Raw genomic sequence first — 23,858 nt, 5'->3', positions numbered from 1 at the left:
GCGCCCGAGCGAACGGCTCTCCCGTCGGGACGGAGGAGGACGGAAGGGAACGGAGGGAAGGCGGGAGGGCGGGAGGGCAGAGGAGGACGGCGGAGGAGGACGCACCGCGAACGGGGCCGCGCGCCCCCGATCCGTCGCCGCGTCCCGTCGGCCCGCTCGCCAGGGACCCCCGCCGGCCCGGGCGCGTCCGGTCGGCGCGGACGCCAGCACGAGTCGGCCCGGGCCATGGGATGGACAGCGCCCACGGCAACCGCCGGCGCGCTGGCGTCGCCCTCACCCGCTCAACCGGCGGCCGGCGTCGGCGCGTTGCCGACGGCGACGGACGGGCCGCAAACGACGGACGCGGGCGACAGCGGGAAAACGGTCATCCGTGCACGGCGGACCGCCGCGCGGACCCAACGGTCGGCCCGGGGCGGCCGCCCCGCCGCTCCGCCCTCCGTCCGCGGCGGACAACCCCGCCGGCGGCCGCCCGCCACCGCCCGCGCGGCCGGAGCTACCCCACCGAGGTGAAGGACTCCAGCCGCAGTGCCTGCGCCGCCGCTGCCGCCGCGCCCACCAGGCCCGCGTCGGTGCCGAGTTTCGCCGGGACGACCTCGACGCCGGCCGCGAAGGAGAGCGTGGCGTAGCGGGTGAGGTGCTCGCGCAGGGGGTCGAAGAGGAGGGGGCCGGCGTTGGCGACGCCGCCGCCGATGACGGCGACGTGGATCTCGACAAGGGTCGCGGTGGCCGCGATTCCGGCGGCCAGGGCCTGGGCGGCGCGGTTGAAGGAGGCGAGAGCGACGGGGTCGCCGGCGCGTGCCGAAGCGGCGACAGCGGCGGCGGTGGGGAAGGTGCCGGCCGGGGGCCGCCAGCCGGAGTCGACGGCGCGGCGGGCGATGTTGGGCCCGCTGGCGATCCGTTCCACGCAGCCCCGCGACCCGCAGGGGCAGAGGTCCCCGTCGAGGTCCACACTGATGTGACCGATATGGCCGGCGTTGCCGGTCGGGCCGGGCAGCAGGGTGCCGCCGAGCACCAGGCCGCCGCCGACTCCGGTGGACACGACCATGCACAGCGCGTTGTCGTAGCCGCGGGCGGCGCCCTGCCAGTGCTCGGCCGCGGTCATCGCCACGCCGTCGCCGGTGAGCACGACGGGGAGCCCGCCGGCCGCCTCGGCGACCCGGGGCACGAGCGGGAAGTCGCGCCAGCCGGGCACGTTGACCGGACTGACCGTGCCGTGGGCCGCGTCGACCGGGCCGGCGCTGCCGATGCCGACCGCGACCGCGGCCGGCCACTGCGGAGCGGCCCGCAGTTCGGCCACCACCTCGGCCACCGCGCGCATCACGGTCTCGCCGTCCTCCCCGGCGGGCGTGGGACGCAGCGACCGGGTCACCACTTGGCCTTCCGCGTCCACGAGGGCCCCGGCGATCTTCGTACCGCCGATGTCCAGTGCGGCCACCAGTGGACCGGTCGCGCCGAAGGGGTGCATCGCTCGGGGGTCTCCTCTTGTCGTGCGTCAAGGCCCGTCAGGATAAGCGCGCCACGGCCTGGGAGGCGGCTTTCGTTTCCGGGGGTTCCGCGATTGCGGTCCCGGAGGTAGTCTCGCTTAGCTCTGACAACGTTGTCCATCTCTTGCCGCAGGGAATACTACGACGGTGACCCACACTCCTGGCCGTACCCCCCGGCCCACGATGAAGGATGTCGCCGCCAGAGCGGGCGTCGGCCTCAAGACGGTCTCCCGGGTGGTCAACGAGGAAGCAGGCGTCACCCCTGACACGGTGGCCCGGGTGCAGGCCGCGATCGACGCGCTGGGCTTCCGCCGCAACGACAGCGCGCGCCTGCTGCGGACCCGGCGCACCGCCAGCGTCGGACTGGTGCTGGAGGATCTCGCCGACCCCTTCTACGCCTCGCTCAGCCGGGCGGTGGAGGACGTGGCGCGGTCGCACGGCGCGCTGCTGTTCACCGGGTCCAGCGCCGAGGACCCGCGGCGCGAGCAGGAGCTGGTGCTGGCCTTCTGCGCCCGCCGGGTGGACGGCCTGGTGGTGGTGCCCGCCTCGGACGACCACCGCTATCTGATCCCGGAGATCGACGCGGGCGTGGCCACGGTCTTCGTCGACCGCCCGGCCGGCGAGCTGGACGCGGACGTGGTGCTCACCGACAACGCGGGCGGTACCCGGGAAGGGGTCGCCCACCTGATCGCGCACGGCCACCGGCGGATCGGCTTCATCGGCGACCAGCCGGGCATCCACACCGCCGGTGAGCGGTTGCGCGGCTACCGCGAGGCGATGCGGGACGCGGGGCTGCCGACCCGGCCCGAGTGGGCCTCGATGGGTCCGACCTCCCCGGAGCGGGTCAGGGCGGCGCTGGACGCGATGCTGTCCGGCCCCGAGCCGGTGACCGCGCTGTTCGCGGGCAACAACCGGGTCACCGTCACGGCGGTGCGCGTGCTGTCCGGCCTGCCCCGCCCGATCGCCCTGGTGGGCTTCGACGACTTCGAACTCGCCGATCTGCTCGACCCGCCGGTGACCGTGGTCGCCCAGGACGCCCCCGGCATCGGCCGCAGCGCCGCCCAGCTGCTCTTCCGCCGGCTGGACGGCATCGTCTCGGACGAGCCGAACCGGATCGAGCTGCCGGCCCGCCTCATTCCCCGCGGTTCGGGGGAGATCCCGCCGTCCTGAGCGTTCCCGGGGCCGGCGCGGGGCCCGGAACCTGGGCCGGCCTTCCGGCCAGCGCGTCCAGCTCCGCCAGGGTCAGCCCGGTCCGGTCCGCCACCTCCGACGAGTCCACCGCGCCGCAGTCCAGGCCCCGCAGCAGATAGCCGCTGAGCGCCCGGGCCGTCGCGGGCTCGTCCATCACCGCGCCGCCCGCCTTCGCCGTATAGGCGGCCAGTCTTGCGGCCGCGGCGTCCAGGCCCTCGCGGTAGAAGGCGTAGGTGGCGGCGTACCGCGTGGGCAGCTGCGCCGGGTGCAGGTCCCAGCCCTGGTAGTAGGCCCGGGCCAGCGAGCGGCGGACCAGGCCGTAGTGCAGCCGCCACGCGGCGTGCACCTGGTCCGCGGCGCCGACGGGCAGCACATTGGTGGAGCCGTCGCTGAGCCGGACCCCGGTGCCCGCGGCGGCCACCTGCATGACGGCTTTGGCGTGGTCGGCGGCCGGGTGGTCCATCGACTGGTGGGCCGCGCCGACCCCGCAGGCGGCGCTGTAGTCGAAGGTGCCGTAGTGCAGTGCGGTGGCGCGGCCCGCGGCGGCCTCGATCAGCCGGGGCACGGTCGCGGTGCCGTCCGGGCCGAGGATCGACGGGGTGGTCTCGATCTGGATCTCGAAGCCGATCCGGCCGGCCGGCAGCCCGGCGGCCTTCTCGAACTCCTCGCACAGCCGGACCATCGCCGTCACCTGTGCGGGGAAGCTGACCTTGGGCAGCGTGACGACCAGGCCGGCCGGCAGCCCGCCGCCGTCGAGCAGCCCGGTGAGGAAGAGGTCCAGGGTGCGGATGCCGCGGTCCCGTACGGCGGCCTCCAGGCACTTCATCCGGATGCCGATGTACGGCGGCGCCGACCCGTCGGCGACCGCCGCGGTCACGGTACGGGCAGCGGCGATCGCGGCGGCGTCCTCCTCGGTGTCCGGCCGCGGCCCGTAGCCGTCCTCGAAGTCGATCCGCAGGTCCTCGACGGGTTCGCGGCGCAGCTTGGCCCGTACCCGGTCGTGCACCTGGACGGCGAGGGTCTCGGGCAGGCCGAGAACGCCGGCCAGCGCCCCGGCGTCCGGGGCGTGGGTGTCCAGAGCGGTGAGGGCCTGGTCCCCCCAGGTGCGCGGGGTCCGGGCGGTGAAGGCGTCCGCCGGCACGTAGACGGTGTGCACGGGCTGCCGGGTGCCGGGGTCGCCGGGGTAGCGGCGGGCGAGTTCGGCGTCGGTGGCGGCGAGGGCGGCGCCGATGTCCTCGTGGACCGCCTGCGCCAGCGTCGTCACGGCAGCCATCCGCACCCTCCCGACGTCAACAGAACGTTGAAGCGAAGCTATCCGGCAGGTTCGAAGGGGTCAACAAGCCGTCGGCCCCCGCCCGCCCGGTGTGGGGGGCTGGGGGCCGGCGGCGGGAGGCGGGGGGCTCAGCCCTTGCGGGCCTTGACCTCCTCGGTGAGCTGCGGGACGACCTGGAAGAGGTCGCCCACCACGCCGTAGTCGACCAGGTCGAAGATCGGCGCCTCGGCGTCCTTGTTGACGGCCACGATGGTCTTCGAGGTCTGCATGCCGGCCCGGTGCTGGATCGCGCCGGAGATGCCGTTGGCGATGTAGAGCTGCGGCGAGACCGACTTGCCGGTCTGGCCGACCTGGTTGCTGTGCGGGTACCAGCCGGCGTCCACCGCGGCGCGGGAGGCGCCGACCGCCGCGCCGAGGGAGTCTGCCAGCTGCTCGATGACCGAGAAGTTCTCGGCGCCGTTGACGCCGCGGCCGCCGGAGACCACGATCGCGGCCTCGGTGAGCTCGGGGCGCCCGCTGGACTTGCGCTCGGTGCGCTTGACGACCTTGGTGCCGGTGGCCAGTTCGCCGAAGGTGACGGTGAGCTGTTCGACGGTGCCGGCCGCGGGGGCCGCCTCGACGGGCGCCGAGTTGGGCTTGACGGTGATCACCGGGACGCCCTTGCTGACCCGGGACCTGGTGGTGAAGGCGGCGGCGAAGACGGCCTGGGTGGCGATCGGGCCCTGGTCGTCCGCCGTGAGGTCCACGGCGTCGGTGATGATGCCGGAGCCGAGCCGCAGCGCGAGGCGGGCGGCGATCTCCTTGCCCTCTGCGGAGGACGGCACCAGGACCGCGGCCGGGGACACGGCCCTGGCGGCCGCCTCCAGGGCGTCGACCTTCGGTACGACCAGGTAGTCGGCGAACTCGGGCGCGTCGGCGGTGAGCACCCTCACCGCGCCGTGTTCGGCGAGGACGGGGGCGGCGGTGTCGGCGCCGGGGCCGAGGTGGACCGCGACCGGCTCGCCGATCCGGCGGGCCAGGGTGAGCAGTTCGAGGGTCGGCTTGCGGACGACGCCGTCCGCGTGGTCGACGTAGACGAGGACTTCAGCCATGGGAATGCACTCCTGCGAAAGGTCTGCGGGGCGGGGGCTGCCGCGAACCGGGTGGCGGACCGGGGTGCCGGGAGCGGCACGGACGGGCCCTGCCCGGGTGCGGCCGGTCGGACTTCTGCGCGGCCGGACGGGCCGTCAGATGAACTTCTGCGCGGCCAGGAACTCCGCGAGCTGCTTGCCGCCCTCGCCCTCGTCCTTGACGATCGTGCCCGCGGTGCGCGGCGGGCGCGCGGTGGCGTCCGCCACGGCGGTCCAGGCGCCGCCGAGACCGACCTCGGCCGGGTCGATGCCCAGGTCGGACAGGTCCAGCGACTCCAGCGGCTTCTTCTTGGCCGCCATGATGCCCTTGAAGGACGGGTAGCGGGCCTCGCCGGACTGGTCGGTGACCGAGACCAGCGCGGGCAGCGACGCCTCCAGCTGCTCGCTGGCCACGTCGCCGTCCCGGCGGCCGGTGACCTTGCCGTCGGCCACCGCCACCTCGGAGAGCAAGGTGACCTGCGGCACGCCCAGCCGCTCGGCGAGCAGCGCCGGCAGCACGCCCATGGTGCCGTCGGTCGAGGCCATGCCGGTCACCACCAGGTCGTAGCCGATGTGCTCGACGGCCTTGGCGAGTACCAGCGAGGTGCCGATGACATCGGTGCCGTGCAGCGCGTCGTCCTCGACGTGCACGCCCTTGGCAACGCCCATCTGCAGCGCCTTGAGCACCGCTCCCCGGGCGTCCTGCGGGCCCACCGTCACCGCGGTGACCTCGGCGTCGTCCGCGGCCTCGGCGATCTGCAGCGCCTGCTCCACCGCGTACTCGTCGAGCTCCGACAGCAGGCCGTCGACCGCGTCGCGGTCGGTGGTCAGGTCCTCGGCGAAGTGACGGTCACCCGTGGCGTCGGGCACATACTTCACTGCGACTACGATCCTCAAGCTCACGCCTGCTCTCCTACTGCTTCGTCCTGCACGTCTTCGTGAACTGCCCTCGGACAAAGGCCGCCGACCGCGCCCCGGAAGACCGGGGAGGCCGGAAGGCACCCCGTCACCGCAGCATAGGTGGCCGCGGGGGCAGCCCCCGGCCGGGGCACGGCAAGTGCTCCGACCGATATATTACTCGCCAGTACACCGAGGTCCCGGCCCGACCGCAAGGCTCGCGGACTGTGACCTGCCCGACTGCGCCGCCCGTTGCCCGCCGGCCGGGCCGCTCGGGAGCCGCCCGCCCGGGACTGGGGCCTTCCCGCGACAACGGCGCCGAAACCGCCGGGCGGCGTCAGTGCGGCAGTCGGTGGAAGTCGCCCTGGTGGTAGAGCAGCGGACCGCCCGGGCCGTCCGGATCGCCGGCCACCGCGCGGGCGATCACCAGCCGGTGGTCGCCGGCCGGCACCATCGCCTCGATCCGGCACACCAGCCAGGCGGAGACGCCGTCGAGCAGCGGCACCCCGGCGGGCCCCGGGGACCAGGCGGTGTGCGCGAAGCGGTCGGCGCCGCTGCGGGCGAAGACAGCGGCGACGGCCTCCTGGTGCTCGCCGAGTATGTGCACGCCAACGTGGGAGGCCTCGGCGACGGTGGGCCAGCAGGAGGAGCCCAGGCTGATGCCGAAGGAGAGCAGCGGCGGTTCGGCGGCGACCGAGGTCAGCGAGGTGGCGGTGAAGCCGACCGGTCCGGTGGCGCCCATCGCGGTGATCACGGCGACGCCCGCCGCGTGCCGGCGGAAGACAGAGCGGAAGAGCGCGGGGTCGAAGCCGGGTTCCCCGGCCGGGTCATGGGCGGAGCCCAGGTCGATCGTGGCGGTCACGTGACGTCCTTCTGGGGCGAGCGGGCCTGCGGTGGGCGGGGCGAAGACGCTCAGCGGACCCGACAGCGCGCGCTGGAGTGGCGTCCGAAGTCGACGTCGGCTCGCGCGGACAGCAGGGGGTCAAGGGACATAACGTCAGACTGACGATTCATGGGCGCTCTCGTCAAGGGGCCTCCCACCAGATGAAATGACCGTCACATCGCCTGGACCTGCTCGTCGGTGCCGCGATCGTCGGCGTCACACCGGTTCGACCGCGGCCCCCAGCGCCGCGATGACGTCCGCACGGCGCGGCTGCCCCGCCGCGCGGCGGACAATCCCGCCGTGCGCGTCGAGCACCAGTACGGTCGGCGTCTTCAGCACGTTCAGCCGGCGGACCAGCTCCAGCCGGGCCTCGGCGTCCACTTCCACATGCCGCACGCCCGGCACCATGTCGGCCACCTCGTCCAGCACCCGCCGGGTGGCCCGGCAGGGCGCGCAGAACGCGCTGGAGAACTGCACCAGCGTGGCCCGCTCCCCCAGCGGTTCGCCGAGCTCGGCCGCCGTCAGCCGCTCGTCGCCGTCTTTCGCCCGCACCCGGACCCTCCCGTCCCCGCGCCGGTGAACGACGCCGTAAACGCTGGCGGCGGCAAGGACGGCCGCACACACGATCAGCCCTGTCATCGCCGCATCTCCCGCCTTCTCCCGCCGTGGACTTCTCCCACCGTACGGCCGCACCGCCGTGCGATCGGTTGCAGCGTTCACGCGACCGCAATGATTCCCGCGGGCGCGCAGGCTGCGGCTTGCGTGATGATTTCAGCCATGGAGATCGATGTACGAGGACCCCGGTTCGGGGCCGCCCTCACCACCGTGGTGCTGGCGATCGCGCTGATCACCGGCAGCGGCTGGCTGCTGGCCGCGCAGGCGGTGTTCTTCGCGGCCGGCGCGGCCGCCGGTGTGCAGAACTCGCCGTACGGCTGGCTGTTCCGCACCCTGGTACGGCCCAGGATCGGCCCGCCGCCGGCCACCGAGGACGCGGCGCCGCCGCGCTTCGCGCAGAGCGTCGGGCTGGTGTTCTCCGCGGTCGGCGTGGTGGGCTACCTGGCGGGCCCGCAGTGGCTGGGCACGGCTGCGACCGCTTGCGCGCTCGCCGCGGCCTTCCTCAACGCGGCGTTCGCCTACTGCCTGGGCTGCGAGATGTACCTGCTGCTGAAGCGGGCCACTACCGCCTGAGGTGTCGCGCCCCCGGCCGCCGCTGCGGCAGTTCGTCCGGCAGCGCCAGCCCCTGCCGGCTGCTCGCGCCGCGCAGCGCGGCCAGGACGGCGGCCAGCGGCGCCGGGTAGACCACGAAGTGGTCCTGCTCGCCGAGTTCGGGGCGGACGGGCCAGGCCAGGCGTTCCTCGTCGAGCGAGAAGCGGGCGTCGACGCCGGGCTTGTTGCCCCGGGGGTCCAGTCGTGACCAGCGGGCGCGGCCGGGCAGCCGCAGTGCGATCAGGCCGTGCAGGACCTCGAACTTCTGATAGCAGAGCCCGGCCGGGATGCCTTCGGCCCGCAGCAGGGCGGTCAGCGCGTGCGCCTTGGCGTGGCAGATGCCGGTGCGCTGCTCCAGGACGTCGGAGGCGCGCCAAGTGACGCGCTGGTCACCGGTGTCGGCGGAGTGCGGGATGGTGTCGCGGACAAAACCGAAGGCCGCCTCCGCATATTCATACGGCCCCGGTGCGTCGGCCCGCAGCCGGGCAGCGGTCCGCCGGACCAGCGGATGATGGTGGTCGATGACCTCGTCGGCGTCCAGATAGCGGGAAAGATCGGTGGTCTCCGGGATCGGTTCCATGGGACCGAACCTAGGGAGCCACCGCCCTCCCGATCAATCGGTTTACGGCGAGCCGTATAATCATCCAGCGGTGCGCAGCTCCTCGGCGATGGCCGCCGCGAAGCTGTCGATGTCCTGCTCGGTGGTGTCGAAGGCGCACATCCAGCGCACCTCACCGGTCGCCTCGTCCCAGAAGTAGAAGCGGTAGCGCTTCTGCAGCCGCTCGCTCACCTCGCGCGGCAGCACCGCGAAGACCGCGTTGGCCTGCACCGGCCGCATGACCCGCACGCCGTCGATCCGCCGGACCGCCTCGTCCAGCCGACGGGCCATCGCGTTGGCATGGCGGGCGCTGCGCAGCCACAGATCACCGGTCAGCAGCGCCTCGAACTGCACCGACACAAAGCGCATCTTGGACGCGAGCTGCATGGCGCCCTTGCGCAGATAGGGCAGGGCGCGTACCCGTTCCGGGCTGAGGACGACCACGCACTCACCGAACAGCAGGCCGTTCTTCGTACCGCCGAAGGACAGGATGTCGACGCCCGCCTCGGTGGTGAAGCGGGCCGGGGCCACGTCCAGGAAGGCGGCGGCGTTGGCGATCCGGGCCCCGTCCAGGTGCACGGCCATGCCCAACTCATGGGCGTGGTCACAGATCGCCCTGATCTCCTCGGGCGTGTAGCAGGTGCCCAGTTCGGTGGTCTGGGTGATCGAGACGACCTGCGGCTGCGCCCGGTGCTCGTCGGTGAAGCCGTAGGCCTGCCGGTCGATCAGCTCGGGGGTGAGTTTGCCGTCCGGGGTCGGCACGGTGAGCAGCTTCAGGCCGCCGACGCGCTCGGGGGCGGCGCACTCGTCGGTGTTGATGTGCGCGGTCTCGGCGCAGATCACCGCACCCCAGCGTTCGGTGACGGCCTGGAGCGCGATGACGTTGGCGCCGGTGCCGTTGAAGACCGGGAAGACCTCGGCGGTGGGTCCGAAGTGGCCGCGGAAGACCTCCTGGAGGTGGGCGGTGTAGGCGTCCTCGCCGTAGGAGACCTGGTGGCCGCCGTTGGCGAGGGCGAGTGCGGCGAGGATCTCGGGGTGGACCCCCGCGTAGTTGTCACTGGCGAATCCGCGCGTCTGCGGATCGTGGCGCCGTACGGCGTCAGGGGCGTGCTGGTCGGTCACGGTCGGGGCGTCAGCCACTGTCGGGTCCCGTTCACTTCCGTAGGGCTCCGGTTCCAGATGTCGGCGATGGCCTCGGCCAGGTCGCGCACATCGGTGAAGCCGGCGAATTTGGCGTTGGGGCGCTGGGCCCGCATCTCATCGTGCACCAGCGCCTTGATCACCACTACGGTGGCCGCCGCGGTGGGGCCCGCGTCCCCGCTGAGCTTGCTGAAGGAGTCGCCGAGCGCCAGCGTCCAGGCCTCGGCGGCGGCCTTGGCGGCCGAGTAGGCGGCGTTTCCCGCCGTGGGCGCGCTGGCGCCGGCCGCGCTGATCAGCACATAGCGTCCGCCGGGGCTGCGCATCAGGCCGTCGTGGAACGCCAGCGAGGTGTGCTGGACGGTCCGGATCAGCAGGTTGTGCAGGACCTCCCAGTCGGCGAGATCCGTCTCGGGGAAGGACGCGGAGCCGCGCCAGCCGCCGACCAGGTGGACCAGGCCGTCGACCCGGCCGTGGTCCTTCTCGATCCTGGCGGCCCAGTCCTCGGTGGCCTCCAGGTCGAGCAGATCCACGATCTCGCCGGTGATGTCCGCGCCGCCGGCGTCGTAGCGCGCCGCGTCCACGGCCTCGGCGAGCCGCTCGGGGTCGGCGTCGGCGGCGATCACATGCCCGCCGGCGCGGGCCAGCCGCTGCAGGACGGCACGGCCGGCCGGCCCGCCGGCGCCCGCTACCGCGATCACCGCTCCGTCGAGACCGCCCGTGTACGTGTCGGTCGCCATCTCCGCCTCCTCGCCCGCTCCGGTCACGCGGCGCTCCGCAGCGCGCTCTCGCCGGTGATGCCCTTGGTCGAGGCGATCACCTCGCGGAGCTTCTTCGCAAGTGCCTCGTAGAACATGCTGAGGGGAAACTCGTCCGGCAGCACGTCGTCCACCAGCTTGCGCGGCGGCAGGGACAGGTCCAGGGCGTCCGGGCCCTTGGCCCAGACCGAGCCGGGATGCGGGGAGAGGTAGGTCGCGACCAGGTCGTAGGCGGCGAACCAGTGCACCAGCTTGGGGCGGTCGATGCCGTCCCGGTACAGCGTCTCGATCTCGGCGCAGAGCTGGTTGGTGACCTGCGGCGCACGCTCCCAGTCGATGTGCAGGGTGTTGTCGGTCCAGCGCACAGCGTCGTGTTTGTGCAGGTAGGCGAAGAGCAGCTGGCCGCCGAGCCCGTCGTAGTTGCGGGTCCTGGCACCGGTGACCGGGAAGCGGAAGAGCCGGTCGAACAAAATCGCGTACTGCACGCCCTGGCCCATGGGGTGGCCCTCGGCCTCCAGCTTGACGGCCTCCCGGAAGGTGGTCAGGTCGCAGCGCAGTTCCTCCAGGCCGTACATCCAGAACGGCGCGCGCTGCTTGATCATGAACGGGTCGAAGGGCAGGTCGCCGTGGCTGTGCGTGCGGTCGTGGATCATGTCCCACAGCACGAAGGTCTGCTCGGCGAGTTCCTGGTCCTCCACCAGCCGGGCCGCCTCCTCGGGCAGTTCCAGCCCGAGGGTGCCGACGGCGGCGGCGGTCACCGCGCGGAAGCGGGCCGCCTCCCGGTCGCAGAAGATGGCGCCCCAGGTCCAGCGCTCGGGCGCCTCGCGGACGGCGACGGTCTCGGGGAAGAGCACCGCGGAGTTGGTGTCGTAGCCCGGAGTGAAGTCCTCGAAGGTGATCGGTACGAACAGCGGGTTGTCGTACCGGGTGCGCTCCAACTCGGCGAGCCAGTCGGGCCACACCACGCGCAGCACCACGGCTTCCAGATTGCGGTCCGGGTTGCCGTTCTGGGTGTACATCGGGAACACGACGAGGTGCCGCAGCCCGTCCCGCCGGTCCGCGGCGGGCTGGAAGGCCAGCAGGGAGTCCAGGAAGTCTGGCACCGCGAAGCCGCCGTCGGACCAGCGGCGCAGATCGGCCACCAGCGCCCGGTGGTAGGCGGCGTCGTGCGGCAGCAGCGGGGACAGCTGCTCGATCGCGTCCACGGCGCGCCGCACGGTAAGGACCGCGTCCTGCCGGCTGGGCGCCTGCTCGGCGTCGAAGTCGATCGAACCGTCCTTGAGCTGCCAGGGCCTGATGGCTTCGACGGCCTGCTTCAGCACCGCCCACTGGGGATGACCGGTGACGCCTTCGCCGGATATACCGCTCTCGTCGATCGCGCGCGGCGAAAGAACTTCGGTCATGACCCCACCTCCACAAGAGAACCTGTCGTCAACACACCGTATCCAGGTCGTAGGCACCGCATCAAGACGAGAGAGTGGCGATCTTCCCGCCCTTCTGACTTCAGGCCGCTGTTTTTCCTGTCCGTTTACCGAATGGGTCATGAAAAGTTGCGTCCAGCGGCGTTTGGGCGCATGGGCCCGGGCAAGCCGGCGGTCCCGGCCGGGCCGCCGCTGGGGACGCCGACTCGTCACGGCGCGTTCGGCCGGCGGTCGCCTGCGCTCGCTAGGGTGCGGGGATGAGCTTCCTCACCGTCGGTCACCGCGGGGTCATGGGCGTCGAGCCGGAGAACACCCTGCGGTCCTTCCGCGCCGCCGAGCAGGCGGGCCACGACCAGATCGAACTCGACCTGCACCTGAGCAAGGACGGCGCGCTGATCGTCATCCACGACGCCGAGGTGGACCGCACCACCGACGGCGCCGGGCTGGTCCGCGACCTCACCCTGGACGAGATCCGCGGCCTCGACGCCGGCTTCGGCGAGCGGGTGCCGGTCTTCGAGGAGGTGCTGGACGCGGTGAGCCGGCCCATCCAGGCCGAGATCAAGGACGTGGCCGCGGCCCGGGTGCTCGCCGCGGTGCTGCGCGAGCGGGGCGCCACCGGGCGCGTCAGCGTGCTCTCCTTCCACGACGAGGCGCTGGCCGAGATCCGCACGCTGCTGCCCGAGGTGCCGACCGTGCTGGTCGCCGAGGAACTCGGACCGCACATCGTGCCGCGCGCCCAGGCGGTCGGCGCCCGCCTGGTCAGCCTGGACTTGCGCCAGTTGAACCTCGACACGGTCCGCCGCTGCCACGACGCCGGGATCAAGGTGATGGCCTGGACCGTCAACAGCGCCCAGGACTGGGCACTGGCCCGGGCGCTCGGGCTGGACGGCGCCGCAACCGATCTGCCGGCCGAACCCGCCGCGTAACAACGGGCGTCCGGACGCCGGCGCCGGTCCGCGACGGTCCGCGCCGGGTGGAGGCCGCATCGCCCGCCGGGGCGGCGGCGCCCGGCCGGACGCAACACGGCGGACACAAAGGTCCGGCATCCGGACAACGGCCGCAATGGCGTGGACAGACGCGGCCGGGCGGTGCCAAGGTCCCGCCATGCCTCCCGCGATCCCGCTGTCCCCGAGCCGCCTCGCCCCGGCCGCGGCCGTCCTGCTCGCCCTCGCCGTAGCCGGCTGCGCGCCGCAGGACGACGGCACGGCGTCCTCTGCCCCCTCCTCCTCGGCGGCCGGCGCCGGCTCCCCGTCCGCCGCCGCCTGCACGGCCGCCTCGCTCGCCACCAGGACCCCCGGCAAGCTGACCGTCGGCACCGACAAACCCGCCTACGACCCCTGGTTCTCCGACGACGACCCGTCCAACGGCAAGGGCTACGAGTCGGCGGTCGCCTACGCGGTGGCCGAGCGGCTCGGCTACCCGCCGGCCCGGGTGACCTGGCGGACCGTGCCGTTCAACAGCGCCTTCTCCCCCGGCGTCAAGAACTTCGACTTCGACATCAACCAGGTCTCCATCAACGCCGACCGGAAGAAGACCGTCGACTTCTCCCCCGGCTACTACGACGTGCGGCAGGCCGTCGTCGCCCGCAAGGGTTCGAAGATCGCCGGCGCGCGCTCGCTGGCCGACCTCAAGGGCGCCAAGCTGGGCGCGCAGGTGGGCACCACGAGCCTGGACGCCATCACCGGGACCGTGAAACCCGACCGGCAGCCGGCCGTCTACCAGCGCAACGACCTGGCGGTGGCCGCGCTGAAGAACGGCCAGGTCGACGGGATCGTGGTGGACCTGCCGACCGCCTTCTACATCACCGGCGCCGAGGTCACCGACGCCGAGGTGATCGGCCAGTTCGCCGACAGCGGCGGCGCGCCCGAGCAGTTCGGCCTGGTGCTCGACAAGGGCAGCAAGCTCACCTCGTGCGTCTCGCGGGCGGTCACCGCGCTGCGCGCCGACGGCACCCTCGCCGCCCTGGAAAAGCAGTGGCTGTCCGACGCGGTCGACGCGCCGGTGCTCAAGTGACCGTCCGGGACGAGGCCGCGCCCGCGGACACCTACCGGCCCTCGGCGCGGCGCGTCGAACGGGAGCGCTACCGCCGCGCCCGCACCCGCCGGTCCTTCACGATCGCCGCGGTCAGCACCGCCGTGACGGCGTTCGCCCTGTACGAACTGGTCGTCGGTTCGCCCGGCTGGCAGCGCACCCGGCAGACCTTCTTCAGCGCCCACTACGCCCGGCTGGCCTTCCCGCAGGTCATGGCGGGGCTGTGGCTGAATCTGCGGCTGCTCGCCGTGTGCGGCGCGGTGGTGCTGGTCGCCGGGCTGCTGATGGCGATGCTGCGCACCCTGCGCGGCCCGGTGTTCTTCCCGCTGCGCGCGCTGGCGACGGCCTACGTGGACTTCTTCCGCGGCCTGCCGCTGATCATCTGCATCCTGATCAGCGTGTTCGGCATCCCGGCGCTGCGGCTGAGCGGGGTCACCAACGACCCGGTGCTGCTGGGCGGCTTCGCGCTCTGCCTGACGTACACCGCCTACGTCGCCGAGGTGTTCCGGGCCGGCATCGAGAGCGTCCACCCCAGCCAGCGCGCCGCGGCCCGCTCGCTCGGGCTGAGCAGCGCCCGGACCCTGCGCCACGTGGTGCTGCCGCAGGCGGTACGGCGGGTGGTGCCGGCGCTGCTCAACGACCTGGTGTCCCTGCAGAAGGACACCGGGCTGGTGTCCATCGGCGGCGCGGTGGACGCGGTCTACGCCGCGCAGATCATCGCCAGCCGCAGTTTCAACTACACGCCGTACGTGGTCTCCGGGCTGATCTTCGTGGCGATCACCGTTCCGATGACCCGGTTCACCGACTGGGTGGCGGCGCGGATGAACCGGCGGCAGTCGCAAGGAGGGGTGGTATGAGTACGGATCCGGGGTCGAAGGACCGCCCCGACAGCCGCCCCGAACAGGCCGGCGCCGTCCCCGCGGCCCGTCCCGCACCCCCGGCCGGTGCCGTACCCGCGGCCGGTCCCGCACCCGTGGACGCGGCGGGCCCGGGCGCCGAGCCGGTGCTCCGGCTGACCGAGGTCCGCAAGACCTACGGCGCCGCGGTCGTGCTCGCGGACATCGGGCTGGACGTGCCCGCGCACAGCGTGACCGCGCTCATCGGCGCCTCCGGCTCGGGCAAGTCGACGCTGCTGCGCTGTGTGAACCTGCTGGAGGACGTCGACGACGGGGCGGTCTTCCTCGACGGTGAGGAGATCACCGATCCGCGCACCGACCAGGACGCGGTACGGCGCCGGATCGGCGTGGTGTTCCAGGCGTACAACCTCTTCCCGCACATGACGGTGCTGGACAACATCACGCTGGCGCCGCGCCGGGTGCACCGGGTACCGCGCGCGGTGGCCGAAGGCGAGGCCCGCGAACTGCTGGGCCGGCTGGGGCTGGCCGACCGGGCGGGCGAGTACCCGGACCGGCTCAGCGGCGGCCAGCAGCAGCGGGTTGCGCTGCTGCGCGCGGTGGCGACCCGGCCGCGGCTGCTGCTGCTCGACGAGATCACCGCGGCGCTCGACCCCGAACTGGTCGGCGAGGTGCTGGCGGTGGTGCGGGACCTCAAGGAGCAGGGCATGACCATGGTCATCGCCACCCACGAGATGGCCTTCGCCCGCGAAGTGGCCGACCAGGTGTGCTTCCTCGACGCCGGGGTCATCCGCGAACGCGGCACTCCCGCCGAGGTGTTCGGCGCGCCCGTCCAGCAGCGCACCCGGGAGTTCCTGCGGCGGATCACCGAGGCGGGGCGCCTGTGAGAAGCCCGAGCACTCCGGGCGGACCCGGCGGTCGGACGGGACAGTCCGACGGGGCGGTCGGGCGGAGCGGCCGGCCGGTCAGCCGAGCTTCTTGGTGAGCAGTTCGAACTCCAGGTCGTCGCGGGTCGCCCGCCCGAAACGCTCGTCGCCGTACGGGAAGGGGCTCATCCGACCGGTGCGGGCATAGCCGCGGCGGACGTACCAGGCGATCAGGTCCGCACGGAGCGAGATCACCGTCATGTGCATCTCGGCGACGCCCCACTCCTCGACGGCGAAGCGCTCCGCCTCGGCGATGACGACCTTGCCCAGGCCCGCGCCCTGCAGGGTGGGCCGCACCGCGAACATCCCGAAGTACGCGTGCTCCCCGCGGTGTTCCAGCTGGCAGCAGGCAACGAGTTCGCCGTCGCTCTCCACCGCGACCATCCGGCTGTCCGGCTGGGTGATGACGGCGAGCACGCCCTCGGGATCGGTCCGCCGCCCCTCCAGCAGGTCCGCCTCCGTCGTCCAGCCCGCGCGGCTGGACTCCCCCCGGTAGGCGGACTCGATCAGCGCGACGAGCGCCGGGGCGTCCTCGGGAGCGGCCGTGCGGAAGGTGGGGCGGGCAGTGGTGTCCATGCGCAAAGGCTAACCGAGGGCGCCGACACGGGACCGGGCACCGGATCGGGGAGTGCGCAGCCGGGACGCGCACTCCCCCGAGTGACCCCGCGCGCCTGCGTTCGCCCTCTTCGTGTTGGGCAGCCTTTCGCGGAGCGCTCTCCCGCAGGTGGCAAAGCCGGGAGTGGTAGGAAAGGGCCGGGGTGGGCGGGACGGGAAGGGGGTGGCGGCATGCAGGGAACACCGCTGGTGGCGTGGCTGCTGGTCGCGCTCGGCGCCGCGGTGGCGCTGTCCTGCCTGCTGCGCCGCGAGGCCAGGGCGGAGGCGGTGACCAGCGCCGGCATGGCGGTGACGGCGGTGCCGATGTCCGTCGTCGACCCGGGGCCCTGGGGAGCGGCCGCGCTGGCGGCGGTCTTCACGCTGGCCGGCCTGCACTCGCTGCTCGGCCGGGCCCCGCACCGGATGCATCACGCGGTCTGCTCGGCGGCGATGGTCTACATGACGGTGGCGGTCGCCGCGGCCGGCCCGGGGCACGCCGAGCACCTCGGCGCGGGCGCGCCGCTGCTCACCGGCCTGCTGCTGCTCTACTTCGCCGGCTACGTGCTGCGGACCGGCATCAGCCTGATACCCGGGCCGGCGCATCCGGCGGGGACGTCCGCGCCGGCCAGCGGCGGCGCCGTACTGCTGCGGCACGCTCCCGAAGTGGCACTGGCCTGCCGGGTCTCGATGGCGCTGGGGATGTTCGCCATGCTGCTGGCGCTGTGACGGCCCGACCCGGCCGGACCAGGGACCGCCGACACGTCCGGTGAGTGATGCGTCACATCCCGTCCGGCGTCGTGCCGGGCGATCACCGCGACTCCTAGGGTGATCCGTATGACGGTCCCGTTCGTGCTGCTGGTCCTCGGCGCACTTGCGGCGGCGATGGCGCCGCGGCTGCTCTCCCGTGCCGACTGGCCGGAGCGCGAACCGGTGCTGGCCCTGCTGGTCTGGCAGTGCGTGGTCGCCGCCGTGCTGCTGTGCTGCGCACTGGCCATGGCGCTGACCGCCTCGGCTGCCTGGGCCGCGGTCCGCGGGAATGTCTTCGCCTTCGCGCCGCGCGGGGTGGTGGAGGCCTACGGGCTGTCGCCGTACGGCGGCTGGTCGGGCACGCTGGCGATCGCGCTCGCGCTCGGCGGGGTCTGGACGGCCGCCATGCTGGCCCGCGAGGTGCGCACCGCCCGCGCCCGGCGCCGGCAGCGGCGCGGCGAACTCACCTCCCGCTCCCCCCGGTTGCCCGGCGAAAGCGTGCCCCCCGGCGAGCGCCTGGTCATCCTGGAGGATCCCCGGACGGACGCCTGGTGGCTGTCCGGTGCCCAGCCGCAGCTGGTGATCACCACCGCGGCGCTGCGCCGGCTCAAAGGCCGCAGCCTCGACGCGGTGCTGGCCCATGAGCAGGGCCACGCCCGCGCCCGCCACGACGTCCTGCTGCACTGCGCGGGCGCGCTGGCCGGCGGCTTCCGGCAGGTCCCGGTCTTCGCCGCCTTCCGCGACCAGGTGCACCACCTGGTGGAATTGGCAGCCGACGACACCGCCTCGCGCCGCTTCGGCCGGCTGACCACCGCGCTGGCCCTGGTGGAACTCAACGAGGAACGCGGGGTGTTCATGCCGGGTCCGGCGGCGCTGGGCGCCCTGCCGGGCCGGGTGAACCGGCTGCTGGACCCGGCGCCGCGACTGACGGTGGGCCGCAGGCTGCAGGTGACGGTGCTGGCCATGATGGCGCCGGCCGTGCCCCTGCTGATCGCCTTCGGTCCCGGCCTGCACGCGCTGACCTGACGGTTGCGACCGGTATGCCTTTCCGGCCACGACCGGGGCGTTCGCCGACATCCGGCCATGCCTGACGGTCTGCGGATCGCGGGCGCTGGACCGGGCAGACGAACGCCGGACCCGACGATCCCCCGCGTCGCCGGGCCCGGCGCCCTTTCCCCGTGCCCACGCGAGCCATGGCCCGGCGGGACGTACTGAGTATATTGGCTCGCAGCCAGTCAATCAACGCAGGAGCCCAGGCATGTCCCCTCGAAGCGCATCGGTCAACGAAGCGATGCGTCAGCGCTCCCGGGAGCGGTTGTTGCAGGCGACCGTGGAGTTGATCGAGGAGCGCGGCTACGAGGCCACCACCCTTGCCGACATCACCCGGCACGCCGGTTCCGCCCGCGGCCTGGTGTCGTACTACTTCTCCGGCAAGCGCGCGCTCCTGCAGTCCGCGGTGCACCGGTTGATGAATCAGGAGCTGGCGGCGGCGCTGGCCGGCGAGCCGCGCACCGAGGACGGCCGGGAGCTGCTGGCCCGGGCGATCGACGCGATCCTCGGGCTGACGCAGTCGCACACCACGCTGATGCGCACCCACATGGCCTCGATCCTGCAGGAGGAGGGCTTCATCCAGTGCCCGGAGCAGCAGCGGCTCGCCCAGTTGCTGCGGGACGCGGTGGCGGGCTGGGGCGCGGTCGATCCCGAGGAGGAGTACCGGCTGCTGCGGGCCCTGCTGATGGGCGCGACGGTGGCGCTGCTGCTGCCGGGTGCCCCGATGCCGCTGGCCCGGCTGCGGGCGGAGCTGTTCCTGCGCTACGACCTCGACTGGACCGCGGGCATGCCGCCGCCCGACGACACCGAGCCCTGCGACCGGGGCGGTCCGCCCCGGGCCCGCGCCCGCTCCGGCTGAGCGCGCCCCGCCCGGCCGCCGCGGCGGATCCCCGTACGGAGCACGGGCGTTGACCCAGTAGAGTGACGGATTGTGACTGCACGACCCTTGCACGAGATCGTCGAAGCCGGCTGGGCGAAAGCACTGGAGCCGGTGGCCGGCCAGGTCGCCGCGATGGGGGACTTCCTCCGCGCCGAGATCGCCGCGGGCCGCACCTACCTGCCGTCCGGGGCCAATGTGCTGCGCGCCTTCCAGCAGCCGTTCGACGAGGTGCGGGTGCTGATCGTCGGCCAGGATCCCTATCCCACACCGGGGCACGCGGTGGGCCTCAGCTTCTCCGTCGCCCCGGACGTGCGGCCGCTGCCGGGCAGCCTGGAGAACATCTACCGGGAGCTGGGCGCCGACCTCGGCGTGCCGCGGCCGTCCAACGGCGATCTGACCCCGTGGACCCGGCAGGGCGTGCTGCTGCTCAACAGGGCGCTGACCACGGCCCCGAAGCGGCCGGCGGCGCATCGCGGCAAGGGCTGGGAGCAGGTCACCGAGCAGGCGATCAGGGCGCTGGCCGCCCGGGGCCGCCCGCTGGTGTCCATCTTGTGGGGACGCGACGCGCGCAATGTGCGCCCGCTGCTGGGCGAGCTCCCGGCGATCGAGTCCGCGCACCCGTCGCCGATGTCGGCCGACCGCGGGTTCTTCGGATCCAGGCCGTTCAGCCGCACCAACGACCTGCTGGTCGCGCAGGGCGCCCAGCCGGTCAACTGGCAGCTCCCCTGAGGGTCCCCCACGATACCCTGCCCGGGTGACGACGCATTCCGACACTCCGGCGGGCTGGTACGCCGACCCGCAAGGCACTCCGAACCTGCTCCGCTACTGGGACGGCACCCGGTGGACCGAGCACACCAACCCCGGCCAGGTCCCCAGGCAGCCGGGGCAGAAGCAGCAGGGCGGCAGTGCCTGGGAGGTGGATGTCACCGCGGCACCCGACCCGTCGAAGGTCCAGCGCCAGGTGCAGCAGCAGGCCGGGATCACCCCGCCCGGCCAGGGCGGCGGCACGCTGTTCACCGAGCCGGTGCTCGTGGTGAACCAGAAGGCCAAGCTGATCGAACTCGTCAACGAGTACAGCGTGTTCGACCAGAACGGCCGCAGCCTGGGCTCGGTCGTCGAGGTCGGCCAGAGCACCGCCAAGAAGGTGCTGCGCTTCGTCTCCAGCGTCGATCAGTTCCTCACCCACAAGCTGGAAGTCAGGGACGCCCAGGGGCAGCCGCAGCTGGTGCTGACCCGGCCGGCGAAGTTCGTGAAGTCCAAGGTGGTGGTGGAGCGTCCCGGCGGCGAGCCGCTCGGCGAGATCGTGCAGCAGAACGCCTTCGGCAAGATCAAGTTCGCCTTCCTGTACAACGGCCGGCGGATCGGCGCGATCAAGGCCGAGAACTGGCGGGCGTGGAACTTCGCGATCGTGGACGACACCGAGACCGAGATCGCCCGGATCACCAAGACCTGGGAAGGTCTGGCCAAGACGATGTTCACCACGGCGGACAACTACGTGCTGCAGATACACCGGCAGTTGGCCGACCCGCTGCTGAGCATGGTGGTGGCGTCCGCGCTCACCGTGGACACCGCCCTCAAGCAGGACTCCCGCGGACTCGGCTGAGCCGTGCGCCCCTCTTCCAACGCCTCCTCCGCCTCCTCCGCCACCCGCGTCCTGCCCGACTCCGCCCCTCGCGACCTCCAGGGGCCGGAAACCGGCTGGGTGCTCGGCGTGGACTCCGGCGGCAGCGGCGTACGGGTCGCGCTGGCCCGCCCCGACGGCTCGCAGGCGACCGCGCCGGCGGTCTCGGACCGGCCCGCCGTGGTGGGCGAGCACGGTATCGAGGCGGCGAGCCTGCTCGCCCTGGTCCTGCCGGCCGCCGAGGAGCTGATGCGGGCGGTCGGCGCCCGGCGGATCGCGGCAGCCTGCGTCGGCGCGGCCGGCATGGCCTCCCGTGGGCGACGATCTGCGGGCGCGGCTGCCGCAGGCGCTGTCCGAGGCGCTCGGCGTGGCCCGGTTGGCGCTGGCCGGCGACGCGGTGACGGCGTACGCGGGAGCGCTCGGTCTGCGGTCCGGCGTGGTGGTGGCGGCCGGCACCGGCATGATCGCGCTCGGCATCACGGCCGACGGTTCGCGTTGGCGCCGCGCCGACGGCTGGGGCCATCTGCTGGGGGATGTCGGCGGTGGCGCCTGGATCGGCCGGGCGGGCCTGGAGGCCGCGCTGCGCGCCCACGACGGCCGGGCGCGCGGCTCCGCGCCGCTCCTGGCCCGGGCCCGGGCGGTGTTCGGCCCGGTGGACACGCTGCCAGGACAGCTCTACCCGCGCGCCGACCGGCCCGCCGTACTGGCCTCCTTCGCCCCCGAGGTGGCCCGCTGCGCGCAGGAGGACCCGGTGGCATCGGAGATCCTGCGCCGGGCCGCCGCGCACATCCTGGAGGCCGCGGCGGCGGTCCGCCCGGGGCCCGGCCGGGTCGACGTGGCGCTGACCGGCGGCCTGTTCTCGATGGGCGAGCCGCTGCTGGGGCCGCTGCGCGACCAGGCGGAGTGGCTGCTGCCGGATGCCTGCCTGCTGCCGGCGGCCGGTGACCCGCTGCACGGCGCGCTGATGATCGCGGGCGCGCTGCATCGGGGCGATCTGGCGCTGCCCGCCGACCCCGCACTGCTGAGACTCGTCCGCTGACCGAACGTGACCGGTGAAACGGACAGTTCTGGACAGGTCTGACCCACCTCGTACCCGGCCGAACGAATAGGCGGCGTAAGGCGTTAGCATGCGTCGCCATGAGCACTGCACCAGGGCCCGCCTCCGGCCTCCCCGTTCGAACGCCACGTCAACACCCCGGACGCCACCGCCGCCCGGAGGCGCTGACCGCGCCCGAGGGCGCGCCGGTGCTGGTCCTCGCTGTTCCCGGCACGCCTACCGCGGCCGCGCTCAGCCTGGCCGAGGAGGTCGTGAGCATCGCCCGCTCCGAGCTGGCCGGCCTCGATCCGCGGATCGCGTTCGTGGACGGCGAGGACAGCGGCGAGGGCGAGTTCCCGGGCCTGCGCGGGGTGTTGGACCAGGTGGCGGCCGACCGGCCCGGAGAGGACACCTCGGCGGTCGTGGTGCCGCTGCTGGCGGGCCCCGAGGCGTCCGTGCTGCGCCGCATCCGGCAGGCCATCGCCGACAGCAAGGCGCAGGTGGAGCTGACCGACGTGCTCGGGCCGCACCCGCTGCTGGCCGAGGCGGTGCACGTACGGCTGGCCGAGGCGGGGCTGGCCCGCGCCGACCGGGCCCGGCTGTTCACCGTGGCGACGGCGGCGGACGGGATCATCCTGGCCACCGTCGGCGGCGAGGAGGCGGCGCAGGCCGCCGGCGTGACCGGCCTGCTGCTGGCCGCGCGGCTCGCGGTGCCGGTGCTGGCCGCCGCGCTGGACGAGGACGGGGCGATCGCGCACGCGGCCGAGCAGCTTCGCTCCTCCGGCTCCGGCAAGCTGGCGCTCGCGCCGTGCCTGATCGGCCCGGAGACTCGCCCCCCAGCTGCTGCACACCGCCGCCGCGGAGGCCGGCTGCTCGGGGGCCGACGCACTCGGCCCGTATCCGGCCGTCGGCAAGCTGGTGGTCACGCAGTACGCCGCCGCGCTCGGCATCACCCGGCACTCGTCCCAGGGCGCGCCGGCCCAGTGAAGCGCTGAGGCGGGGCCGCACGGCCCCGCACCGAACGGCGGGCGCCCCCGGTGGGGGCCGCCCGCCGTCGCGCGTCGGTCCCAGGGCCGCCTCCGGCCGGGGCGGGTGTCGCGGCCGGTCAGCCGAACAGCACGCAGGACACGGCGGGCAGCGCCAGTGAACCGGCCTGCCGGGGAATGCCGGTGGCCTGGTCGATGTCGAACCAGGTGACGTCGCCGGAGCGTTCGTTGGCCGCGTAGAGCCGGGTGCCGGACGGGTCGAGGGTCAGGTGGCGCGGCCAGTCGCCGCCGCAGCCGACGGTCCGGACCAGCTCCAGGCCCTCGCCGCCCTCGTCCACCGCGAGTACCGCGATGCTGTTGTGGCCCCGGTTGGCGGCCCAGACGAACCTGCCGTCGGGCGAGACGACCACCTCCGACGGGTAGTTCTCGCCCTCGGCGTCGGCCGGCACCACCCGGGTCTCGGCGAGCGGGCGCAGGCTGCCCTTGTCGGAGTCCCAACTGCACACGGTGACCACGGAGTCGAGTTCGTTGATCACGTAGGCGTGGGCGCCGTCGGGATGGAAGGCCAGGTGGCGCGGGCCGATGCCGGAGCGCAGGCCGAGTTCCCGTTCGATCTCCAGCTCGTCGCTGCCGGCCTCCAGTTCGCAGACCCGCACCGAGTCGGTGCCGAGGTCCACGCTCAGCGCCCAGCGCCCGCTGGGGTCGGTGAGCACCGCGTGGGCGTGCGGGGCCTCCTGGCGCTCCTGGTTGGGGCCGTCGCCCTCGTGCTCCAGCACCGAGCGGACCCGGCCCAGCGAGCCGTCCTCGTTCAAGGACAGCACGCTGACGCTGCCGGGCGCCGCGTAGTTGGCGGTCAGCAGGTGTCCTTGGTGCACGGCCAGGTGGGTCGGTGAGCCGCCGTGGACCGGCACCGGGTCGCCGAGCAGCTTCGGCGCGGCGGGGTCGGCGAGGGAGAACGCGGCGGCGGCGCCCTCGGGTTCGGTCTCACTGACGGCGTAGAGAGTCCGCCCGTCGGGGGACAGGGCCAGGAAGGAGGGATTCGGCACGTCGGCCGTGTGCCCGAGCGCGGTGAGCGCTCCTGTGTCCGGGTCCACCGTGGCCGCGGTCAGGCCGCGGCCTCCCGCCGATGTGAACGACCCGATGTAAACGTGCCCGGCCACTGCCGTACCTCTTCCG

General features: G+C 73.5%; 23 protein-coding genes and 2 pseudogenes. 13 read left to right on the top strand and 12 right to left on the bottom strand.

Annotated features, from left to right (window positions below; genetic code table 11):
* Positions 1-493: 493 nt before the first annotated feature.
* Positions 494-1,465, bottom strand: coding sequence for an ROK family protein (locus GA0115240_RS12490; protein ID WP_093736752.1), 972 nt, complete (start codon positions 1,463-1,465; stop codon positions 494-496).
* Between the two features lie 202 nt (positions 1,466-1,667).
* Between GA0115240_RS12490 and GA0115240_RS12485 the strand changes: the two genes are divergently transcribed.
* Positions 1,668-2,654 carry a LacI family DNA-binding transcriptional regulator gene (locus GA0115240_RS12485; protein ID WP_093736751.1) on the top strand — a complete coding sequence of 329 codons (987 nt, stop codon included), beginning with the start codon at positions 1,668-1,670 and terminating at the stop codon, positions 2,652-2,654.
* Here the strand turns inward: GA0115240_RS12485 and GA0115240_RS12480 are convergent.
* The 5 genes from GA0115240_RS12480 to GA0115240_RS12460 form a co-directional block, all read right to left on the bottom strand.
* Positions 2,617-3,948, bottom strand: a complete 1,332-nt coding sequence (locus tag GA0115240_RS12480) for a DUF6986 family protein (RefSeq protein WP_107407138.1) — start codon at positions 3,946-3,948, stop codon at positions 2,617-2,619. The two genes, GA0115240_RS12485 and GA0115240_RS12480, sit on opposite strands and share 38 nt — an antisense overlap.
* 128 nt (positions 3,949-4,076) lie before the next feature.
* Positions 4,077-5,039, bottom strand: coding sequence for an electron transfer flavoprotein subunit alpha/FixB family protein (locus GA0115240_RS12475; RefSeq protein WP_093736750.1), 963 nt, complete (start codon positions 5,037-5,039; stop codon positions 4,077-4,079).
* Between the two features lie 135 nt (positions 5,040-5,174).
* On the bottom strand, positions 5,175-5,960 hold the full coding sequence (locus GA0115240_RS12470; RefSeq protein ID WP_093736749.1) for an electron transfer flavoprotein subunit beta/FixA family protein: 786 nt from the start codon (positions 5,958-5,960) through the stop codon (positions 5,175-5,177).
* Positions 5,961-6,291: 331 nt separating this feature from the next.
* A complete protein-coding gene (locus GA0115240_RS12465) occupies positions 6,292-6,816 on the bottom strand; it encodes a flavin reductase family protein (protein ID WP_093736748.1) in 525 nt (174 codons plus the stop codon).
* 237 nt (positions 6,817-7,053) lie between these two features.
* Complete coding sequence (locus GA0115240_RS12460; RefSeq protein ID WP_093736747.1) at positions 7,054-7,476, bottom strand: TlpA family protein disulfide reductase; 423 nt, start codon at positions 7,474-7,476, stop codon at positions 7,054-7,056.
* A gap of 138 nt (positions 7,477-7,614) precedes the next feature.
* On the opposite strand from GA0115240_RS12460, the gene GA0115240_RS12455 reads away from it, so the two are divergent.
* Positions 7,615-8,025 carry a DUF4395 domain-containing protein gene (locus tag GA0115240_RS12455; protein ID WP_093736746.1) on the top strand — a complete coding sequence of 137 codons (411 nt, stop codon included), beginning with the start codon at positions 7,615-7,617 and terminating at the stop codon, positions 8,023-8,025.
* Here the strand turns inward: GA0115240_RS12455 and GA0115240_RS12450 are convergent.
* The 4 genes from GA0115240_RS12450 to GA0115240_RS12435 are packed head-to-tail and all read right to left on the bottom strand — an operon-like array spanning position 8,015 to position 11,939.
* Complete coding sequence (locus GA0115240_RS12450) at positions 8,015-8,623, bottom strand: transglutaminase-like domain-containing protein (protein ID WP_093736745.1); 609 nt, start codon at positions 8,621-8,623, stop codon at positions 8,015-8,017. The two genes, GA0115240_RS12455 and GA0115240_RS12450, sit on opposite strands and share 11 nt — an antisense overlap.
* A 60-nt stretch (positions 8,624-8,683) precedes the next feature.
* Positions 8,684-9,781, bottom strand: coding sequence for a threonine aldolase family protein (locus tag GA0115240_RS12445; protein ID WP_093736744.1), 1,098 nt, complete (start codon positions 9,779-9,781; stop codon positions 8,684-8,686).
* Positions 9,760-10,518: an SDR family oxidoreductase gene (locus GA0115240_RS12440; RefSeq protein WP_093736759.1), complete on the bottom strand. Its 759-nt coding sequence runs from the start codon at positions 10,516-10,518 to the stop codon at positions 9,760-9,762. The genes GA0115240_RS12445 and GA0115240_RS12440 overlap by 22 nt, the downstream gene beginning before the upstream one ends.
* A 23-nt stretch (positions 10,519-10,541) precedes the next feature.
* A complete protein-coding gene (locus GA0115240_RS12435) occupies positions 10,542-11,939 on the bottom strand; it encodes a DUF6421 family protein (protein ID WP_093736743.1) in 1,398 nt (465 codons plus the stop codon).
* 275 nt (positions 11,940-12,214) lie between these two features.
* Between GA0115240_RS12435 and GA0115240_RS12430 the strand changes: the two genes are divergently transcribed.
* The 4 genes from GA0115240_RS12430 to GA0115240_RS12415 all read left to right on the top strand — a co-directional run bounded on the left by GA0115240_RS12430 (position 12,215) and on the right by GA0115240_RS12415 (position 15,729).
* The gene (locus tag GA0115240_RS12430; RefSeq protein ID WP_093736742.1) at positions 12,215-12,883 is read left to right on the top strand and encodes a glycerophosphodiester phosphodiesterase; all 669 of its coding nucleotides are present in this window, start codon (positions 12,215-12,217) and stop codon (positions 12,881-12,883) included.
* 178 nt (positions 12,884-13,061) lie between these two features.
* Positions 13,062-13,970, top strand: coding sequence for an ABC transporter substrate-binding protein (locus GA0115240_RS12425; protein ID WP_093736741.1), 909 nt, complete (start codon positions 13,062-13,064; stop codon positions 13,968-13,970).
* Positions 13,967-14,845, top strand: a complete 879-nt coding sequence (locus GA0115240_RS12420) for an amino acid ABC transporter permease (protein ID WP_256069784.1) — start codon at positions 13,967-13,969, stop codon at positions 14,843-14,845. Before GA0115240_RS12425 ends, GA0115240_RS12420 begins: the two co-directional genes overlap by 4 nt.
* Positions 14,842-15,729, top strand: a complete 888-nt coding sequence (locus GA0115240_RS12415; protein ID WP_093736739.1) for an amino acid ABC transporter ATP-binding protein — start codon at positions 14,842-14,844, stop codon at positions 15,727-15,729. Before GA0115240_RS12420 ends, GA0115240_RS12415 begins: the two co-directional genes overlap by 4 nt.
* Before the next feature lie 78 nt (positions 15,730-15,807).
* Here the strand turns inward: GA0115240_RS12415 and GA0115240_RS12410 are convergent, their stop codons facing one another.
* A complete protein-coding gene (locus GA0115240_RS12410; RefSeq protein WP_093736738.1) occupies positions 15,808-16,344 on the bottom strand; it encodes a GNAT family N-acetyltransferase in 537 nt (178 codons plus the stop codon).
* 210 nt (positions 16,345-16,554) lie between these two features.
* Between GA0115240_RS12410 and GA0115240_RS12405 the strand changes: the two genes are divergently transcribed.
* The 7 genes and pseudogenes from GA0115240_RS12405 to GA0115240_RS12375 all read left to right on the top strand — a co-directional run bounded on the left by GA0115240_RS12405 (position 16,555) and on the right by GA0115240_RS12375 (position 22,683).
* Positions 16,555-17,088 carry a DUF5134 domain-containing protein gene (locus GA0115240_RS12405; RefSeq protein ID WP_093736737.1) on the top strand — a complete coding sequence of 178 codons (534 nt, stop codon included), beginning with the start codon at positions 16,555-16,557 and terminating at the stop codon, positions 17,086-17,088.
* A 108-nt stretch (positions 17,089-17,196) separates the two neighbouring features.
* Positions 17,197-18,135 (top strand): M56 family metallopeptidase, encoded by a 939-nt coding sequence (locus GA0115240_RS12400; RefSeq protein ID WP_093736736.1) that lies wholly within the window; start codon positions 17,197-17,199, stop codon positions 18,133-18,135.
* Between the two features lie 232 nt (positions 18,136-18,367).
* The gene (locus tag GA0115240_RS12395; protein WP_176725051.1) at positions 18,368-19,018 is read left to right on the top strand and encodes a TetR/AcrR family transcriptional regulator; all 651 of its coding nucleotides are present in this window, start codon (positions 18,368-18,370) and stop codon (positions 19,016-19,018) included.
* A 72-nt stretch (positions 19,019-19,090) separates the two neighbouring features.
* Positions 19,091-19,768 carry a uracil-DNA glycosylase gene (locus GA0115240_RS12390; protein WP_093736734.1) on the top strand — a complete coding sequence of 226 codons (678 nt, stop codon included), beginning with the start codon at positions 19,091-19,093 and terminating at the stop codon, positions 19,766-19,768.
* 25 nt (positions 19,769-19,793) lie between these two features.
* Positions 19,794-20,642 (top strand): phospholipid scramblase-related protein, encoded by an 849-nt coding sequence (locus tag GA0115240_RS12385; protein ID WP_093736733.1) that lies wholly within the window; start codon positions 19,794-19,796, stop codon positions 20,640-20,642.
* Between the two features lie 51 nt (positions 20,643-20,693).
* Positions 20,694-21,699: pseudogene (locus GA0115240_RS12380) on the top strand (N-acetylglucosamine kinase).
* 98 nt (positions 21,700-21,797) lie between these two features.
* Positions 21,798-22,683, top strand: a pseudogene (locus GA0115240_RS12375) (sirohydrochlorin chelatase).
* 118 nt (positions 22,684-22,801) lie between these two features.
* Here the strand turns inward: GA0115240_RS12375 and GA0115240_RS12370 are convergent.
* Positions 22,802-23,842, bottom strand: coding sequence for a lactonase family protein (locus GA0115240_RS12370; RefSeq protein WP_093736732.1), 1,041 nt, complete (start codon positions 23,840-23,842; stop codon positions 22,802-22,804).
* Positions 23,843-23,858: the final 16 nt, after the last annotated feature.

The sequence above is a fragment of the Streptomyces sp. DvalAA-14 genome (genome assembly GCF_900091855.1).
Lineage (GTDB): Bacteria > Actinomycetota > Actinomycetes > Streptomycetales > Streptomycetaceae > Actinacidiphila.
The sequence above is the reverse complement of the archived record's forward strand: the minus strand, read 5'-3'. Positions and strand labels throughout refer to the sequence as shown.

Excerpts from the sequence above, each read along its gene's own strand:
- GA0115240_RS12490 (WP_093736752.1), bottom strand. The coding sequence starts at position 1,465 with ATGCACCCCTTCGGCGCGACCGGTCCACTGGTGGCCGCACTGGACATC.
- GA0115240_RS12485 (WP_093736751.1), top strand. The coding sequence starts at position 1,668 with ATGAAGGATGTCGCCGCCAGAGCGGGCGTCGGCCTCAAGACGGTCTCC.
- GA0115240_RS12480 (WP_107407138.1), bottom strand. The coding sequence starts at position 3,948 with ATGGCTGCCGTGACGACGCTGGCGCAGGCGGTCCACGAGGACATCGGC.
- GA0115240_RS12475 (WP_093736750.1), bottom strand. The coding sequence starts at position 5,039 with ATGGCTGAAGTCCTCGTCTACGTCGACCACGCGGACGGCGTCGTCCGC.
- GA0115240_RS12460 (WP_093736747.1), bottom strand. The coding sequence starts at position 7,476 with ATGACAGGGCTGATCGTGTGTGCGGCCGTCCTTGCCGCCGCCAGCGTT.
- GA0115240_RS12455 (WP_093736746.1), top strand. The coding sequence starts at position 7,615 with ATGGAGATCGATGTACGAGGACCCCGGTTCGGGGCCGCCCTCACCACC.
- GA0115240_RS12450 (WP_093736745.1), bottom strand. The coding sequence starts at position 8,623 with ATGGAACCGATCCCGGAGACCACCGATCTTTCCCGCTATCTGGACGCC.
- GA0115240_RS12440 (WP_093736759.1), bottom strand. The coding sequence starts at position 10,518 with ATGGCGACCGACACGTACACGGGCGGTCTCGACGGAGCGGTGATCGCG.
- GA0115240_RS12435 (WP_093736743.1), bottom strand. The coding sequence starts at position 11,939 with ATGACCGAAGTTCTTTCGCCGCGCGCGATCGACGAGAGCGGTATATCC.
- GA0115240_RS12430 (WP_093736742.1), top strand. The coding sequence starts at position 12,215 with ATGAGCTTCCTCACCGTCGGTCACCGCGGGGTCATGGGCGTCGAGCCG.
- GA0115240_RS12425 (WP_093736741.1), top strand. The coding sequence starts at position 13,062 with ATGCCTCCCGCGATCCCGCTGTCCCCGAGCCGCCTCGCCCCGGCCGCG.
- GA0115240_RS12415 (WP_093736739.1), top strand. The coding sequence starts at position 14,842 with ATGAGTACGGATCCGGGGTCGAAGGACCGCCCCGACAGCCGCCCCGAA.
- GA0115240_RS12410 (WP_093736738.1), bottom strand. The coding sequence starts at position 16,344 with ATGGACACCACTGCCCGCCCCACCTTCCGCACGGCCGCTCCCGAGGAC.
- GA0115240_RS12405 (WP_093736737.1), top strand. The coding sequence starts at position 16,555 with ATGCAGGGAACACCGCTGGTGGCGTGGCTGCTGGTCGCGCTCGGCGCC.
- GA0115240_RS12400 (WP_093736736.1), top strand. The coding sequence starts at position 17,197 with ATGACGGTCCCGTTCGTGCTGCTGGTCCTCGGCGCACTTGCGGCGGCG.
- GA0115240_RS12395 (WP_176725051.1), top strand. The coding sequence starts at position 18,368 with ATGTCCCCTCGAAGCGCATCGGTCAACGAAGCGATGCGTCAGCGCTCC.